Below are 18,046 nucleotides of genomic sequence, written 5' to 3'. Positions count from 1 at the left end.
AGTCAGTCTATTCACCCGCGAAGATCGACAATAAACCCAGCGATAATAAACAAAACGACACTTATGGCCATAATGCCATATCCCAATCGGTTAAGCCAACTTCCAAAAGATGATCGAGGCAGATGAGATTCTTTTTTATCGGTGGTGTCCCCAGCACTATGAGCGGGTTTGGCGGTATGATTTGTATTTACCTGACTAGGATCATTACTAGCTTTTTTATCAGTAATGAATTTTTCAATCGCAGCTGAAAATGTTGCGAGAATGGCCCCAATAGTGGCCAGGGTGACAACGACCGGTTTAGCTGAAATCAGAAATAGAAAGTCCAGCATGGTCGTTGCCCTGAAGCGTAGCTGTTAAGCTACGCCTTTAGATGTGTTTGCAAAGCTCTTCATCGCTTCGTCATGCAGAATAGCCATTGTTTCACGCTTATATTCAAACGCTTCGGCAGAGGTCAGCATGCTGTAATTACGCGGACGCGGAAGTTTGATATCAATGATCTTTTCAACTTTTGTAGGCTTGTTGGTCAGAACAATCAGGCTGTCAGCAAGGAAGATAGCTTCGTCAATTTCCGATGTAACAAACACGTTCGTACGACGGTTTTCTTCGAAAAGCTGAAGGAAGAACTCTTGCATTAGGCTACGTGACATTGCATCAAGACCACGGAATGGTTCGTCCATGATCATCACTTTAGGTTCGTTGATAAGCGCACGCGCCAGTTCAGCGCGACGCTGCATTCCACCTGAAAGCTGAAGAGGGAACTTGGTCATGAATTCACCAAGACCAACTTTGATAAGTAGCTTTTTGGCTTCTTCTTCAAGGTCAGCAGTGTTTGAGTCACCACGCAATTTAGGGCCGAAGACAACATTTTCAAATGTTGTCTGCCATGGGATCAGTGCGGTTTCCTGAAACACCACCATCCGGTCTTTACCTGGGCCAGTGATTTCATCACCATCGATTGTGATCTTGCCTGAGTCAGGCTCTTCAAAGCCGGCAAGTAAATTAACCAGAGTTGATTTTCCACAACCTGACGGACCTACAATAACGGTCATTTCCCCTGGCGGAATGGATAAGCTCAGATTATCAAGAATCTGATCTGACATCCATTCTTCACCATATGCCTTGGATACGTTTTTTAGTTCGAGCGTGCTACCTGTTGCTGGCTTTTTTGCCGCTTTTTTTGCTTTGGTAGCGCCGCCAGCAGTAGCCGCGCGGGCGATGGAATTACGATTGGTCAACATTGGTATGCTCCCTGTAACCTTAAATTGTTCTGTTGCCTAGTTTCACAAACGCTGTCTAGAACAGACGACGCCATGGCATGAATAAAATACCTAACTGACGAATTGAACTCGAACAGAGGTAGCCCGCGATTCCGATAGAAATCATGCCGACAACAATATGTTCAAGTGAACCGCCCATATACGAACTCCAGATGAAGAAGCCTAGGCCACCGCCACCCTGAGTGCCACCGCCTGAAATCATCTCGGCAGCAAGCACAACTTCCCATGTGATGCCCATACCCACGGCAGCACCAGTAAAGATTGATGGCAATGTGCCGGGCAAAATGATTCTTGAGAACAAATGCCACTGACTTGCACCCATTGATTGCGCTGCACGCAGATAACGCACATCAATCGCCCGCGCTCCCCCAAGAACGTTAATCACGATGGTGAAGAACGCGCCAAGGAAGGTCACAAACGCAATAGACATTTCGTTTGTAGGCCAGAAAATCAATGAAGCTGGCACCCATGCTAGTGGTGGGATTGGACGCAGGATTTCAAATGGAGGAAAGAAAATTCCCCGGAAATACTTGTTCACAGCCAGCAATAGTCCAAACGGAATACCAACAATCATGGCCACGAGGAACCCAGCTAGAACACGTTGGAAGCTAGATACCCAGCTTTGCCAATAGCCTATATTAGGAATAACGTCACCCCAGGTGATGAGAACATCAATTGGCGGCGGCACAAGGCCGATACCAAGCATGTCATAACCTGTCCAATCGTCAATTAGCGCACCAAACTGCCAAATGACCAAAAACACAAAGATAGCCATGATACCGCGACGCAATTCAGTGCTTCGCAACATTTTCGAAAGTTTAGAACGTTTTTGCACAGTACTATTTCCCATAATTCAATACCTTTCCGATCTTGTGGCCTAAGCCATCTCGCGTTCGCCAGCCTGAAAGGCTTTGACGGCTTCTTCGTGGACCGCTTCATTCACTTCGCTCAGCAAGGCTCGGAAAGCTTCAGATGATTGCGTTTCGTATGAACGAGGACGCGGAATATTTACTTCGACAGTTTTCTTGAGTTGACACGGACGTGTTGTTACCACATGCGCTTTGTCACCAAGGAAAATGGCTTCTTCAAGATCATGCGTGATGAAAAAGATTGTGACCTTAGTTCTGTCATAGGTCTCAAGCAGTGATTCATGCATGATTTGCTTGGTTAATGCGTCCATCGCGCGATACGGCTCATCCAGAAGCAAAACCTTTGGATCATTAATCAAAGCACGCACAATTTCTGCCCGTCGGCTCATGCCTGACGACACTTCGCCAGGGAATTTGTTAATCACGTCACCAAGGCCAGCTTCGGCAAGCATTGTACCCGCTTTGTCCATTGCCTGTGCCTTGTTAAGCGCACCTTGCACCATTGGTCCGTAGGCAACATTTTCGACCAGTGTTTTCCATGGAAACAAAGCACCATTCTGGAATACGACCATACGATCAGCACCTTGATCAGCCTTTTCACGGCCTGGACCACATAGCATTTCGCCGTCAACATCGATCTGGCCTTCGGTAATTGAGTGGAAACCTGCAATTGCGTTCAGCAAAGTAGATTTACCACAGCCAGACGGACCGACAATCATGCAGATTTCACCACCGGCAATTTCCATAGAACAATTATCGACAGCCTTAACATTGACCCCTTCAGGATCATAAATTTTGGTCACGTTGCGAATGCTGATAGCACCCTTTGTGGCAGCCGCACCTTTTTTTGAAGCGTTTTGTTTTGTCATAACCTTAAAATCCTTTTTTAAATCGGTAACGAGGCGCTATTAGCGATCCTGTTGTGCTAGTTCGCGTACCTGCCATTGCATGAGTTTGTCACCGACAATACGCACCATGACTGATGTCACATATCCAATAAAGCCAAGTGTAATCATCCCGATAACCATTGGAACGGTAACATTGTTCATGTAGGCATCGACGATAAGATAGCCCAAGCCAAGGTCACCAGACACCATTTCGGCGGCTACAAGCGAAAACCAAGCAACACCGATCGAAATCTGCAATCCGGTAAAGATGTATGGCAACGCGCCTGGAACAACGACGTTTTTGAACACGTCCCATTTGCTTGATCCAAGGCAACCAGCGGCACGGAAATAATCATCATCGATTGAGTCCACACCAAGCATAGCGTTCAAGGTTGTCACAAACAAAGACGCCAAAGTCGCAAGGAAAATCACCGGGCCTTCAAATCCTGGCAAAAGCAGAATTGATAGCGGTACCCACGCCAGAATAGGGATTGGGCGGAAGATTTCCAAAAGCGGAAAGGCGTAGTCGCGTACTTTTTTAGACCAGCCCATGAACAAACCTAGCGGAACGCCAACACCGGTCGCAATCGCAAAGGCAATGGCGATACGTTGGCAGCTAACATAGATATGCTGGTAATATTCTTGGGTAAAAATCGAAATACCTTGGAATGGTTCTGGTGAGAACCAGTCCTTTGATATAGCAACAGGGCCAGGCAGCTTGGTAAAGCGCCATACTTCAAGCCCTTCACAAAGCACCCAATAGGTAAACAGCCACAATCCTACACCCATGGCCGTAAGATATGGTGTCGGCGTCGATAACGCCTTTACAATTCGATATTGGACCATGTCCAATCCCTTGGGTGCTTCGGTACGCCGTTGACGTCCTGCAACAACTTGTTGTGTGGCCATTTTTGTGAACTCCCAGAATTACATTTTTAAATTCTTCTTAAAACTCGATACAAAATGTCGCACTTTTGCGCGCGCAATCAAAGTGATTCAGTAATAGATTTTTTTTAACAACTAAGTGATGCAATCAATAAAGAATAGTCGATAGTAAATAAATAAATAAATATAATGGGTTATAAAAATCACCCTGAGAAAATAATTCTCAGGGTGACTTAATTTTTAGATATGCATCAGATTACTTAGCGTTGATAACGCCAACTGGTGACGTCATACCGCGTGCACGAAGAACGTCTTCAGCGAACTGTGGCATAACACCGCCTGAGCGGATTGTTGGTGTCGCAGCAGGCTTTTTCTTCAGTGAGTACAAGAACGCTGTAGCATCAGCCATCAGGTTACGTGCGCGATCACTGATAACAAAGTCCAAAGTCAGCTTGTTTGAACCAGCGATTGGGCTGTCATACAAAGACGCTTTCAGGATTGACTTGTCGATCTGCTCAGTCTGAGCCTCAGCCATTGTTGCAACAGCATCTGCGTTAGCTGGATCAGCTACGAAAATCTGCGCGTCAAGCTCGGCGTTCAACCAACCAGTAACTGCATCAGGACGTTGCTCGATCAGATCGTTCAACATAACCATGAAAGCACCGTCAAGTGCACCAAAGTCGATACCTGAAGCGCCGCGACGGGCGATACCTGAAGCAACCATCTTTGAAGCTGTTGGCTCCCAGATAGCGGCTGCATCCAACTTACCAGCGCGGAAGTTAGTAGTGATAACTTCGATGTTCTGGTTCAGATATTTCTTTGGCTTGATGCCAGACTCGGCAAATGCGAGCTGGGCAAAACGGTCAGTACATGCGCCGTGTGGTGCAGATGTAATTTTGCCATCCATCCACTTTACAGCGTCTCTACCGTTAGCGAACTCAGGTGCATCGTTACGAACGAGGAAGATGTTACACTGCTGCATTGAAGTGCCAAGAGCCGCAACAATACGAATGTCTGTGCCGCCACGCTCTGGGATCACTTTAAATGTAGATGCAATCGCTGGCATGTCACCCATGTAACCAATGTGCTGCTTTTCACCAGCCATGGCGTTCACGATAACTGATCCCTGAAGGCCAACCTGAAAATCAGCGGTTGAGCCAGCAGGTAGGTGGTTCTTCCAGAATGCCTTGCCGTTGTTAACAACACCAGTCCATGATTCTGTATAATAAGGCTGATATCCAATTACGAGATCAACTGCTTCGCCGTCATTGCCGAAATCTACAGTTGCCATACCTGTTACTGGGGACATTGCCATTGCGCCAACCGCAATTGCTCCAAGAGTCTTAGATAGCTTGAAAGTCATACTTTCCTCCCATTTTTGAAAAACGGGGAAGACGTGATGTAAACGCACACACATATATTACAGCTATACTAGCTTTAATAATAGGCATAGTACCCATAATCCTTCCCCAATAAACATGCTTTTTATTTTTATTTGCATGATCTTGATTAAAGTAAAGGTTTATAACGCCCAACTATCAAGTCATATCTTTATTGGGTGCTTCGATCAAGTGATAGAACAATGCAATCGATTGTTGGCTACACTGTCATTTTCTTATTTGTTACAGTTAATTTAAAGTTATAAAAAATTTACTGAATACAAAGTAAAACGGGAAGCGGAAGCCATGCCAACAATCAATCATACTCAAGAGGCCGACAATTCATCAGCGCCTCACAGCGACTGGATTGATCAGAAGATTTTTTCGGACAGTAAAATTTCAACTGAAGAACAGCAAAAAATATTTAAAAATGTATGGGTTCCTGTTTGTCACGAATCCGAGCTTCCCGAAGCTTATGATTTCCGTACCTCAAGTATAGGTAACGAAAACATCATCATCCTTAGAGCGGCCGATAACAAGGTTCACGCCTATCTTAATGTGTGCCCGCATCGCGGCATGTTAATTGAGCGCAGACCACAAGGTACGTTTCTGGAAGGACAGGCATCGGGCAATCCAAAGCGAATTACATGTATGTTCCATGCTTGGCAGTTCGATATGAAGGGCAACTGTGTTTATGTTGCGCGAGAAAAAGAAGGTTATCAGGATCGTTTTTCAAAAGAAGAGGCTGGCCTGCGTCGGTTGCGCTGTGAAATAAAATATGGCGGCTTTGTGTGGGTGAATATGAATGACCGACCATCAGTCTCGCTTGATGATTGGGTTGGCGCACCTTTGAAAGTGCTTGCCGACGCCATCGACGATGAGCCATTAGAGGTTTTTCACTATCACAAGGAAATTCTGAACACCAATTTCAAGCTTAACCACGATAGAACAATAAAGTTCCATCAGGATTTTATGAGACAAAGTGGTGATTCGGCGCTGTCTTCAACAAGAAAAGCTGATTTTGAATATGGTCATGCCGTCGCTGGTACCTTTGGTGCAGAAGGCAATGGTCAGGAATCTTTGACCTTTCCAAAGATGAAGCCGGGTCAATGGTTTATGGTTGATCTGTTCCCTGGATTTAATTTCAGTTTACATGGGTCAGCGTTGAGTGTCAGCACAATCACGCCGCTTGGTCCTGATGAAGTGATGGTCGAATATCGTGGCCTTGGCCTCAAAAGCGACAGCGATGAAGTGCGCAATGCCCGCGTAAAGCACCATAATTCAATCTGGAGCCCATTTACCATTGGTGGTTCATATCTTCGTGGTGATGACGCCAGCACATCCGAAGCTCCAGACGAGCAGTCTTTAAAGCAATATTATAACGAGTGGGGACGCTGGATGAAGCGTCATCCTGAGGATCTGAACAAGACTTATGCTGATGCGCCATCGGTTTCTGATACTGATTCAAAAGAAAGCTCTGATAAAACTGGCTATAGTGTTGTGGTTGTAGGGGCAAGTCACGCAGGTATCAATTTTGCCGATAAGATGCGTAAAAGCGGGTTTGAGGGAAGTATAACCATTCTTGATCGTCAAAGTGGGGGGCCAATGGAGCGTCCGCCACTGTCGAAAGCATTTTTGGTTGATGACGAAGAAAAGGTAAATCCAGTTTTTCTTTTGAAGCGGAAAAAATGGTACAAAGATCAAGATGTTGCTCTTAGAACCAAGACCAACGTTCAAAAAATAGATTTAGATAGCAAATATTTGCTGCTGGAAGGTGGCGAGCAGGTTCATTTTGACAAGCTGGTTCTGGCCAGTGGGGCAGTGCCGCGTATGTTGCCTAGTGCTGAGGGCATGCAAAATGCATTTATCCTCAGGCAACCTGCAGATGCGATCGCTATTCGTGACAAGATGAAGGATGCCAAAAGAGCGATCATCATTGGTGGGGGGTATATTGGTCTTGAAGTGGCCGCGTCTTTCCGGAAAAAGGGTATTGAGGTAAACGTTATCGAAGCTGCAGATAGAATTCTTGCGCGCGTTGCTAGTGAACCTACAGCCGAATATTTGTCGGATCTTCATGCCAGCCATGGCGTGACTGTATCGACCGGTATCGGTGTTGAAGATATTATGCAAGACAATGGCGCATTTAGTGGCGTCAAGCTTGCCGACGGAACCGTTTTAACTGGTGACATGCTTATTGTTGGTATTGGTGTCCTGCCTGACAGCAAATTAGCCAATGATGCGGGCATTGAAACACAGCGTGCAGATGGTGGTGCCATTCTTGTTGATAGCCAGATGTATTCTAGCCATCCGGATGTTTTGGCCATTGGCGATGTTGCCTTGCAACGCAGTTCTGCAATAGCTATTGAATCAGTTCACAATGCACAAGAAACCGCTGCCATAGCTGCTTCGACATTGATGCAAGTTGCGCCACCAACAATTCAGACACCATGGTTCTGGTCGGATCAGTACGATGCCAACCTGCAATCAGTTGGCGTTGTTCCAGTGGGAGATAAAGATGTTTATCAGGTCACCAGACTAGGTAGCCGCGAGGGTGGAATTTCTTTCTGGAGCTACAGGCAAAAACAGCTTGTTGCAGTTGAGGTTTTCAACGACCCAGCTACCTACATGATGGCCAAACAATGTATGGATACCAACGTTTCACCAGATCCTGAACTTATTTCTGACGTGTCGTTTTCGCCAATTGATTGATAATTGGCAGGCTATAAATTTTGAAACAGAGATCAGGACAACTTCTAAAAAGGTGTAATTAGGGATCTGCTTAAGCCCTGATTTTAAATAACAAATTGCAAGCTAAGTTTAGAAAAACTTATGATTTCAATGCTCTCGTTTAACGGAGCTTTTAAGACCAAATAACAATATCAAAGAGCCATAATATGGCGAGAGGAGATGCAATGGGACAAGATATGGAAAAGCAGGTAGAGAGAACTATCTACAAGGCAGCACTAGCTTTAGATGAGCTTAATTGGAGTGATTGGTTCGAGCTTTGTGATGATTCGTTTCACTATTCAATAACATCGTTCAGCCCAGAAATTAATAAAGAGATGATTTATTTTTCTGGCGATAAGAAAGAGCTACAAGGTCTTATGGATATGCTACCAAAGCATAATACAGACCACTCACCGCTTCGTCGTCATACATCTGTTTATACAGTTGATATCGCTGATGATGGCAAAACAGCTGAAGCTGTTAGTTCGGTTGTTGTTTATCAAAATATGCTTGATGGCATCAATGCGCATCTTGATTCGGGTGAAAGTCGTTTGTTTGTGGTTGGCAAATATCACGACAAATTCACGATCAAAGATGGTGTGGCAAAATTCGTAAATCGTGAAACAAAGCTTGATAACCGTCGTATGGACAAAGGGTCTCATTGGCCGATCTAGTCGTTGATCCAAGGATGCTTGTGGTGCAAGCCAAAGCGAAAGATTAGGCTAAATTTTGGAAGGAAACCATTACAATGAGCTGGATAAAAGTTTGTGCTACGAGTGAAGTGCCACCAGGTACGATAAAAAAACTTTGGGCAAGTGTTGGTGGTGGAATCCCTCTTGTGGTTGCACACCATAAGGCCGGTTTCACAGCATTGCCGCCAATTTGTCCGCATATGGAAGAGCCTTTAGACGAGTCTGGAACAATTTTGGGTTGCAAGTTAACATGCACAAAGCATTTGTGGTCATGGGATCTTGAAACAATGGAATTACAGGACGAAGCTGAACTGCCGCTTAAAACCTATGACACCAAAGTCGATGGCGACAATATTATGGTTTTTGTGACCGAACAGCTTGAATATGATTTTAATGAAGAAGACGACATCGATGATGACGAATTCTTTGGCGATGACGACAACGATTTTGATTAGGGGTAATGCCACGCTAATCACGGAAAAACATAATGTTATAATCAGGATAATTGATGTAAGGCCATCAGTTTTTATAAACAAAACAGATGATTGTCTGGGTTACATAGAAAGATAATTTTGTATATGTTCTGTGTAGTCGTATAGATAAACATGATGTTTTTGGGGGTTAGTTAAGATGGATGCACCGATTAGTGAAAATAACAGCGACCCTGTTATCGATCTTCAAACGAATCCTGCTGATGAGATTAAAACCACGACCTGCTATATGTGCGCTTGCCGTTGCGGGATCAAAGTTTATCTTAAAGATGGCCAGGTGCGATATATTGAAGGTAATCGTGATCATCCCGTAAATAAAGGCGTTCTGTGTGGCAAGGGTGCTTCGGGAATAATGACCCAAGTATCGCCTGCGCGGTTGACATCACCGCTTAAAAGAGTTGGCCCCCGCGGTTCAGGTGAATTTGCTGAAATTTCATGGGATGAAGCGCTGGATCTGGCGTCAAGCTGGCTTGGCGACGTGCGTGCAAAAGACCCTCGTAAACTTGCCCTATTTACCGGTCGTGACCAAAGTCAGGCGTTAACAGGTTGGTGGGCGTCGCAGTTTGGTACGCCTAATTTTGCCGCACATGGTGGCTTCTGTTCAGTCAATATGGCCGCTGCAGGATTATATACCTTTGGTGGGTCTTTCTGGGAATTTGGTGAGCCTGACTGGGATAAAACTGAATATTTTATGCTATGGGGTGTGGCCGAAGATCACGGTTCTAATCCAATCAAGAAAGCTCTTGGCAAGCTGAAAGAGCGTGGTGTCAAGGTTGTTGCTGTGAATCCGGTTCGTACTGGATATGGCGCTATTGCTGATGAATGGCTGGGGGTAAAGCCTGGAAGTGATGGCCTGTTCGTTTCAGCGTTGATTTATGAACTGATGCAAGCTGGCAAGGTCGATCTTGATTATCTTGTGCGTTACACAAATTCACATTGGCTTGTCATCCAGAATCCAGGTGGTGCTGATGATGGACTGATTGCGCGTGACAAAGATGGCGAGCCGCTGGCCTGGGATAAAAACCAAAACAAGGCTGCTGGTGCCAATACACTTGATATTGATCCAGCTTTGAACGGTTCTTTCACATTAGCGGACGGATCGCAGGCCGTGCCTGTAATGTCACTGATTGCCGAACGGTTTCTAGACAATAAATTTGCACCCGAATCTGTCGCGGATGAAATCGGCATTCCAGCTGATACAATTAAACGGATTGCAAGTGAACTTGCCGAAGCTGCTTTCGAGCGTGAAATCGTTATCGATCAGCCATGGGTTGACTGGGCTGGCCGCAAACATGACAAGATGATCGGACGTCCGGTATCAATGCATGCGATGCGCGGAATTTCGGCGCACTCAAACGGCTTTAATACGTGTCGTTTGATACACCTTCTACAGATTTTGCTGGGATCAATCGATTGCCCAGGTGGCTTTCGTTACAAGCCGCCTTATCCAAAAACGATTCCACCAGGCATTCGTCCTGCGGGTAAAGTTGATCAGGTCAAGCCAAACACCCCTCTTCCGGGACCGCCTCTTGGTTTTGTAAAGGGTCCTGAAGATTTGCTTGTCGATGACAATGGAAAACCATTGCGTATCGACAAAGCTTATTCTTGGGATGCGCCGGTTTCAGCGCATGGTCTTATGCATATGGTCATCAATAATGCGGGTTCGATGGATCCGTATAATATTGATGTGCTGTTTATGTATATGGCCAATATGGGCTGGAATTCGTCGATGAATGTGCCTGATACATTGCGTCACCTGACGGCCAAAAACCCGGATACAGGCGAATATGTCATTCCAAAAATCATTTATTCGGATGCGTTTTATTCGGAAACGGTGCCTTATGCTGACTTGATACTGCCGGATACAACCTATCTTGAAAGATGGGATTGTATTTCAATGCTGGATCGACCGATCTCAGATCCTGATTCTGCTAACGATGCCATTCGCCAGCCTGTCATCGAGCCAGATCGTGATGTGCGTCCGTTCCAAACGGTGATGCTTGATCTTGGCGCTCGCCTTGGTTTGCCAGGGATGACAAATGAAGATGGCACGGCCAAATATCCAGGCGGCTATGCAGATTACATTACCAATCATCAGCGTGCGCCGGGCATTGGCCCTCTTGCTGGATGGCGTGGTGAAGATGGTTCTAAATATGGCGTTGGCGAGCCAAACCAGAATCAGTTGCAGGAATATATTGATAATGGCTGTTTCCACGCGCATGAACTTGAGCCAGAAATGCGCTATTACAAACATGCGAACAAAGCCTATCTGGACTGGGCTAAATCGGTTGGGTTTAATGGCTCAACAGATCAAATCGTCTTTGAACTATATAGTGAAACATTGCAGAAATTCCGTCTTGCAGCGCAAGGTCATGGCGATATCCAGCCTGAAGATTCGCATCGTGAACGGATTATTTCCTTCTTTGATCCTTTGCCGTTCTGGTATCCGACCTTTGAAGGTGAAATGGTCATTAAAGACGATTACCCATTTCATGCGATTACCCAACGACCCATGCATATGTACCATTCATGGGGATCACAGAATGCGTGGCTTCGTCAGATCACCAACGCAAACCGTCTGTACATGAATCGTGAAAAGGCCGAAGGGCTTGATATACACGATGATGACTGGGTGTGGCTTACAAGCCACATTGGTCGTGTCAAATGTCAGGTAAGCCTGATGGAAGGCTGTAACCCTGATACATTGTGGACATGGAATGCGATTGGTAAGCGTGGCGGCGCATGGGGCCTTGATAAGGATGCACCGGAGATGAAGCAGGGCTTCTTGCTTAACCATCTGATTTCGGAATTGTTGCCAGCCCGTGAAGGTGGTTATCGCTATTCAAATAGTGACCCCGTGACGGGACAGGCAGCATGGTACGATTTGCGGGTGAAAATCAGCAAGGCGTTACCTGATGAAGCAGGTACAGCTGAGCCTTATTTTGAGCCGTTCAAGCCGCGGTCTGACGCGCCGTTACCTGATGTGTTGGCGTATGGCACGCAATTTAACAAGGGGTCAAAATCATGACATCGCTTCCTGCTACAACCAAGAAAAAGCTTGGCCTTGTTATCGACCTTGATACTTGCGTTGGCTGTCAGGGCTGTGTGACGTCTTGTAAAGAGTGGAATACCTCAGGTTATTCGGCACCTTTGACCGATATTGATCCTTATGGGCAGGACCCTCAAGGCGCGTGGCTCAACCGTGTGCATGGCTTTGAGCTTGGCGAAGGTCTGGAAAGCCGGACAGTTCATTTTCCTCGTTCATGCCTGCATTGTGAAGAACCAGCCTGTGTGACAGTCTGTCCAACAGGTGCCAGTTATAAACGTGAAGAAGATGGAATCGTTCTGGTTAACCCGGATACCTGTATTGGCTGTAAACTTTGTTCGTGGGCATGCCCTTATGGTGCGCGTGAATATGATCCATCCCATGGTGTAATGAAGAAATGTACATTATGCGTTGACCGTATTTACAACGAAAACCTTGAGCCTGAGGATCGTCAGCCAGCCTGTGTGCGCGCGTGTCCTACAGGTGCCCGTCATTTTGGTGATCTGGGTGATCCAGACAGCGCAGTGTCGCAACTTGTTGCCGAGCGCGAAGGTTTCAACCTACTCGAAGAATTTGGCTATAAGCCTGTGAATAAATATTTGCCACCACGTAAACGCCGTGATGCGGTGACGTCAACACCCGTAGCATTGAAGGAAACAGTCAGCGCCAGTGATGGTAGCAAGACCGAAAAATTCTTTGCCTGGGCTGACCGCAAGCTCAGCCGATAAGAGGACAAAAAGATGCATCCCGCTTATTCTGTTATTCTATTTACCACAGCATCAGGTGCCGGCTATGGGCTGTTGATGCTGATTTCGCTAGCTTGTTTTATGGGCGTTTTGCCCGAAAGCCCGGTTTATGGCTTTGTCAGCATGGCGCTTTCGCTAGGGTTAATCACCATAGGCTTGCTGTCGTCAATGGCGCATCTTGGCCATCCTGAGCGCTCTTGGCGTGCTGTTTCGCAATGGCGGACATCATGGTTGTCGCGCGAAGGCGTTTTTGCCATCTTAACTTATGTGCCAGCTGGCATATTTGGCATTTCATGGGTTTTCTTTGGCAAACTTGATGGCTTTGTGCCTTATGTTGCCTTGCTCACTGGTATCCTGTCAGTTGTAACCGTGTATTGCACAGGTATGATCTATGCTTCTTTGCGCACAATCAGTGCGTGGAACCAAAAGATGACAGCGCCTAATTACATTATCATTGCCCTTGCTAGTGGGGCGATCTTACAAGTTTTGCTATTGACGATTTTTAAACAGGTTAACAGCTCGGCACTTGGTCTTGCCTTGATGCTGGCAGCCACAGCAATGGTGGCTAAATGGCTTTATTGGGTCAAGATCGATAGAACGCCGATCGGCTATACAGTTGAACAGGCTATTGGCTTAAAAGGTCAGGGTAAAATCCGTCAGATTGAACCTGCGCATACGCAACCGAACTATGTCATGCGGGAAATGGGTTATGCTGTGGCTCGTAAACATAGCCGCCAGATGCGGATGCTATCTACATTGCTATGCTTTATCGTGCCAGCCGTTTGCATGGTGCTGAGCCTTGGAATGACTGAACCATTATTCTTTGCCTCAATTGCGACCGCCAGCCTTGCTGTCGGGCTTGTGATGGAAAGATGGCTGTTCTTTGCCGAAGCTGTCCATGTTGTGACCTTGTATTACGGCAATTCGCAATAATACTAGTCGCGTCGTCCTGAACCATTTGTGCTGAAAATTTATCATTTTTTTTGTGGAGAATCGCTTGACCTATAACTGGCCAGATATCGCAACATTTACCAGCCCAGATTATAAAAAAGCGCGGTATGAGGCACATAATGCGGTGTTTTGGATGGCTAGGGGTGCACATAGTTATCTCGATACGCTACCCCAAAACAAGCATTTAGACATGCACTGGCAACGTGATCGTGAGACGCTTTGCACGCAGGTTTTTGATGGTGATCTTCAAATTGGTCTCAGCATTCCCAAGCTGGAAATCTATTTTTGTGAGAATGGTGAAAAGGTTAGGCATAGTTTTTGGTTTGATGACCGCACACCAGCCTATGCTGAAGCGTGGTATCTTGTTGAACTTTTACACCGCGACCGTGACCGTTCCAAATTTACGATTGAACTTCCATTTGAATCGAAAGACTTTTTTCTAGGTGATACAGATGAGCATGACGCCCCAGCTGTAGCTAATGAGCTAAAAGCGATGCATGATTGTTTAGTCATTGCCGAAAGTATCTTGTCGCAGGTGCAAAAAAATCTAGCTGATAGTGATGATGCTATTTCAGAAATAGGGGCGATATCCTGCAAACCAGAGAATTTTACGCTGAGTTTTGAGATTTTGACTAAGCCGGCAGAACAAGCAAATATTCTGGTTGGTATGAGCCTTGGCGATGATCTGCGGCCAGCACCTTTTTTCTTTGTTAGCAAAAACTATCCAGAATCATCAAAAAACAAGCATGTACTTGATTTTGAAGCGGCGAATTTATTGTCTTTGAATAAAATGTCTGAGAATAATATGGATGACGCTGCTGTCATTAATCAGTTGCTACAGGATGCAAAATCTTGTCTTTCGTAGCAAGGCTAGACCAAAAGTGATGTGACCTCTGGATTAGAGGTATTATTGCGCTTTGGAAAAATATGTTTTTCATAGCCTCTGGCTATTAGACAATTCTCAAATATAAGAACGAAATTGTTGACACTTCATGCTCAAAAGCCCGAAAGTATCTGCAGTTAAATATATTACCAGTCGTTGATGGAGGGTTTAATGCCACCAAGAAATCATAAGAAATGGTTAGCCACACCAAAAATTGAGTATATCTCAAGTGAATGTTACAATAACTATGAGATTTATGAGCAGGAAATCGAGCACATCTTTGCCAAAGTTTGGGTGCCAATGTGTCACAAAAGCGAAATGGCAAATAAAGGCGATTTCAGAACCAGCCAGATTGCTTTCCAAAACGTTGTTGCCGTAAATCATGGTGATGGGATCAAAGCCTATCTTTGCCCACAAATGGACAGGTTGACAGGTAATGGCATTTCAGTCGATGGCCTGACTGAATTGCATAGTGCCGTGCAGCATGGCGGTATGGTCTGGGTAACACTAGATCCAAACCCATCGCAGAGCATTGATGAGTGGACATGTGGTGCATTTGATTGCATCGCTGAAGCGATTGATACCGAAGAAATGGAAGTTTTCCATTATCATAAGTCAATCATTGATACGAACTACAAGCTATGGCACGACACCAATAGTGAGTTCTATCATGACTTCATGCACTACCATAACCGTGTAACAGGCTTCAACGATGCGTATTTCGCACGTAAAAACATTCCATTTGATAATGGGCATGTGAATGTAAGCAGCTTTACCGTGCAGTATGAAGAATATGAAGGCTTTGAAGATAGAGGCGAATTGTCATTCCCGAATCTGCCACCTAACCAGTGGTACATGGTTGACCTGTTCCCAGGCTTTAACTTCAACCTGAGAGGCAGTGCCTATCGCAGTGACTCAGTAACACCACTTGGTCCAAACAAAGTTTTGATCGAATTCCGTGGTTATGGTTTGAAGAAAGACACCCCTGAAGAGCGTGCGACTAGAATTGAGCATCATAATTCAATCTGGGGTCCGTTTGGACGTAACTTGCATGAAGATTTGATTGGCGTTGCTGGTCAGGGAACAACCATGCGTGAAGGTACTGAAGCACGCAGAATTCTGCATGGCCGTCATGAAGGTGGAACAATTCATGATGAAGTCGGTATGCGGCATTATTACGCCGAATGGGGAAAGCATCTGGGTGTAAGCCCGGAAAACCCACTTGGGCATGCGGTTGAAGAAGACATGGTTGTTGCTGCTGAATAGCACTAATATCCGACATATATAAAAAAGGGCTGGTGCTTTCGAACACCAGCCCTTTTTTGTGGGTAACAAGCTTGAATAATTGATTGGTAACTAGGCTTCAGATAATAGCTTAGTTAGATTTGGCGACAGGATAATGTTCAAGAACATGACAGTCATGCGAGCCGAAATGACAGGCTGTGATCCCATTTTCGATAAACAGGTCTAGCAAAATTAGTATAGAGCCATGTTGGAAGATGTGAGCTGGCTAGTCCAGTCCGGCAGCTTCCTTGATCGCGGCATAACCATCGGATTGATTATCCTCGTCATCACCAACCATGAATTGTTTTGGACCATACAGGAAGTTATGTAATTCACCTGAGTCGCTAAGCTCCTTTGAAATCTCAACAGCAATTCGTGACATTGGCATTTCGGTTTCGGCTTTAACCCAGAAAAGCCCAACTTCTTTACGAACAACAGGATCCTTCAGCAATAGCACCTTGGTACCTTCATGCAATCCGGGCATACGCGTAAAGTGATATGGGATAACGGTACATAATTCTGTATATTGCGTCTGAAACATAAGATGAAGAATGGATTCTGACTCAATTTTTGGCACAACTTCGCACCCAGCCAGCGAAAAGGTACTGTCAATGATCCGGCGTTCGTGCATTGATTGGCGCAACAGGGCGAAAGGCAGCTTTGCTGCATCTTTCCAGGTGATTTCTTCTACATCCTCAAACTCAAATGAGTCAGGAACCAATAGTCCCCATGTTTCGGTAAAGACAGGCAATACGTTACACCAGCCAAGCGCGTCGGCGTCGTCAACATAGGTGATAGCGCAGTCCAATGAATAATTATCGAGTCCGATCTTGATTTCATCATTGCCGACAAAACGTACATCCACAGACAAGCCGGGATATGCCTTGCGAATGCGCTGAAGAATAATAGGCAGAACAGGCGACATGGATGGCATTGCGCCAATCGATAATTTGCCATGCAGGTTGCCTTGCATTTCAGCAATCGAATTACTAAGCGCAGAGAAATTGGCAATTATAAGACGTCCCCATGAGGCAACCTTTTCACCTTCGGCGGTAATGCCGTAAAGACGTTGGCCACGGCCACGTTTAAAAAGGGTTACACCAAGTTCAAGTTCTAGTTGCTTAATACCGTTTGAAAGGCTCGGCTGTGTGACATTACAGCGGGCTGCTGCGCGCCCAAAATGATTTTCTTCGATGACGGCAACAAGATATTCCAGTTGTTTTAAAAACATTAGACACCCCTCCATAACTCTAACTGGTTTGACGCTATCTATTAATAAGACGCTTTAACAAAACCGTTCTCTATATTTTTTCACCGTATACCTGTTTTTTTATAGATCAAAGCTAAAAGTAAATGTTTTATTTATAGCCGTTGTGAATTTATTAATAGAGGCAAGTATTCTTTCTTGCATAAACCGCAGTATAAGCAGGACTTGTCCTTGGTCTGGTGGTAGCGTTAAGCATCAAAAAGTGGCAATAGATTAGGCTTTTTAAACTGTCAAACCGGTGGGTTAAATATTCCTTGTTCTAGATTTTGGCGTTAGGTTTGAGGACAACACGTGGAACTTGAAACAACCTTATTGTCAGTTGTTACGATGTATCTTGCCTGTGGTTTCGTTGCAGGCGCGCTTATTGGTTGTATAGGTATCGGCGGGGTCGTGCTGGTACCGCTTTTGGTATATTTTGGTGGTGTTGATATCAAGCTGGCGATTTCTGCCGCCATGTTTGCCTATATTATATCGGGTCTTGTTGGCACCTTTGTTTATGCCCAAAGCAAATCAATTCAATGGTCGATGGCATTTATATTGTTTATTGGGGCGGCTCCTGGTGCTTTGCTAGGAAGCTGGCTTGTTGCGATTGTTCATGGTGATTACCTAAAAGCCTTGATCGGTGTCCTAGCCGTGCTGTCTGGGGCGCAAACACTCCGCGG

16 protein-coding genes are annotated in these 18,046 nt (G+C 45.5%); 9 read left to right on the top strand and 7 right to left on the bottom strand.

Features of this window, described 5'->3' with window-relative positions:
- Nucleotides 1-11: 11 nt before the first annotated feature.
- The 6 genes from ABNT28_RS00765 to ABNT28_RS00740 all read right to left on the bottom strand — a co-directional run bounded on the left by ABNT28_RS00765 (nucleotide 12) and on the right by ABNT28_RS00740 (nucleotide 5,281).
- Complete coding sequence (locus ABNT28_RS00765) at nucleotides 12-329, bottom strand: hypothetical protein (protein WP_332923482.1); 318 nt, start codon at nucleotides 327-329, stop codon at nucleotides 12-14.
- Between the two features lie 24 nt (nucleotides 330-353).
- Entirely contained in the window at nucleotides 354-1,238 is an 885-nt protein-coding gene (locus ABNT28_RS00760) for an ABC transporter ATP-binding protein (RefSeq protein WP_332923481.1), read from the bottom strand.
- Nucleotides 1,239-1,293: 55 nt separating this feature from the next.
- Nucleotides 1,294-2,127: an ABC transporter permease gene (locus ABNT28_RS00755; protein ID WP_348720850.1), complete on the bottom strand. Its 834-nt coding sequence runs from the start codon at nucleotides 2,125-2,127 to the stop codon at nucleotides 1,294-1,296.
- Nucleotides 2,128-2,154: 27 nt separating this feature from the next.
- Nucleotides 2,155-3,015: an ABC transporter ATP-binding protein gene (locus ABNT28_RS00750; RefSeq protein ID WP_332923480.1), complete on the bottom strand. Its 861-nt coding sequence runs from the start codon at nucleotides 3,013-3,015 to the stop codon at nucleotides 2,155-2,157.
- Between the two features lie 39 nt (nucleotides 3,016-3,054).
- A complete protein-coding gene (locus tag ABNT28_RS00745; RefSeq protein ID WP_332923479.1) occupies nucleotides 3,055-3,942 on the bottom strand; it encodes an ABC transporter permease in 888 nt (295 codons plus the stop codon).
- Nucleotides 3,943-4,174: 232 nt separating this feature from the next.
- Nucleotides 4,175-5,281, bottom strand: coding sequence for an ABC transporter substrate-binding protein (locus ABNT28_RS00740; RefSeq protein ID WP_332923478.1), 1,107 nt, complete (start codon nucleotides 5,279-5,281; stop codon nucleotides 4,175-4,177).
- 322 nt (nucleotides 5,282-5,603) lie between these two features.
- On the opposite strand from ABNT28_RS00740, the gene ABNT28_RS00735 reads away from it, so the two are divergent.
- From ABNT28_RS00735 to ABNT28_RS00700, 8 genes are all read left to right on the top strand, one after another.
- Complete coding sequence (locus ABNT28_RS00735) at nucleotides 5,604-8,006, top strand: FAD-dependent oxidoreductase (protein WP_332923477.1); 2,403 nt, start codon at nucleotides 5,604-5,606, stop codon at nucleotides 8,004-8,006.
- 203 nt (nucleotides 8,007-8,209) lie between these two features.
- A complete protein-coding gene (locus tag ABNT28_RS00730) occupies nucleotides 8,210-8,698 on the top strand; it encodes an aromatic-ring-hydroxylating dioxygenase subunit beta (RefSeq protein ID WP_332923476.1) in 489 nt (162 codons plus the stop codon).
- A gap of 74 nt (nucleotides 8,699-8,772) precedes the next feature.
- Complete coding sequence (locus ABNT28_RS00725) at nucleotides 8,773-9,171, top strand: Rieske 2Fe-2S domain-containing protein (RefSeq protein ID WP_332923475.1); 399 nt, start codon at nucleotides 8,773-8,775, stop codon at nucleotides 9,169-9,171.
- 175 nt (nucleotides 9,172-9,346) lie between these two features.
- Nucleotides 9,347-12,235 (top strand): molybdopterin oxidoreductase family protein, encoded by a 2,889-nt coding sequence (locus ABNT28_RS00720; protein WP_332923474.1) that lies wholly within the window; start codon nucleotides 9,347-9,349, stop codon nucleotides 12,233-12,235.
- Nucleotides 12,232-12,981 carry a 4Fe-4S dicluster domain-containing protein gene (locus ABNT28_RS00715; RefSeq protein WP_332923473.1) on the top strand — a complete coding sequence of 250 codons (750 nt, stop codon included), beginning with the start codon at nucleotides 12,232-12,234 and terminating at the stop codon, nucleotides 12,979-12,981. Before ABNT28_RS00720 ends, ABNT28_RS00715 begins: the two co-directional genes overlap by 4 nt.
- Nucleotides 12,982-12,993: 12 nt before the next feature.
- Entirely contained in the window at nucleotides 12,994-13,932 is a 939-nt protein-coding gene (locus tag ABNT28_RS00710) for a DmsC/YnfH family molybdoenzyme membrane anchor subunit (protein ID WP_348720849.1), read from the top strand.
- Between the two features lie 64 nt (nucleotides 13,933-13,996).
- Nucleotides 13,997-14,815, top strand: coding sequence for a hypothetical protein (locus ABNT28_RS00705; protein WP_332923471.1), 819 nt, complete (start codon nucleotides 13,997-13,999; stop codon nucleotides 14,813-14,815).
- Between the two features lie 189 nt (nucleotides 14,816-15,004).
- Nucleotides 15,005-16,099 carry an SRPBCC family protein gene (locus tag ABNT28_RS00700; RefSeq protein WP_332923470.1) on the top strand — a complete coding sequence of 365 codons (1,095 nt, stop codon included), beginning with the start codon at nucleotides 15,005-15,007 and terminating at the stop codon, nucleotides 16,097-16,099.
- Nucleotides 16,100-16,343: 244 nt separating this feature from the next.
- Here the strand turns inward: ABNT28_RS00700 and ABNT28_RS00695 are convergent, their stop codons facing one another.
- A complete protein-coding gene (locus ABNT28_RS00695; protein WP_332923469.1) occupies nucleotides 16,344-17,348 on the bottom strand; it encodes a LysR family transcriptional regulator in 1,005 nt (334 codons plus the stop codon).
- A 327-nt stretch (nucleotides 17,349-17,675) separates the two neighbouring features.
- Between ABNT28_RS00695 and ABNT28_RS00690 the strand changes: the two genes are divergently transcribed.
- Nucleotides 17,676-18,046: sulfite exporter TauE/SafE family protein (locus ABNT28_RS00690; RefSeq protein WP_332923468.1), on the top strand; the 371-nt coding region annotated here is incomplete at its 3' end.

Origin of the sequence: uncultured Candidatus Puniceispirillum sp. (assembly GCF_963979125.1) — a bacterium.
In the GTDB taxonomy this organism is placed as follows: domain Bacteria; phylum Pseudomonadota; class Alphaproteobacteria; order Puniceispirillales; family Puniceispirillaceae; genus Puniceispirillum.
This window is presented reverse-complemented; position numbering and strand designations above follow the sequence as displayed.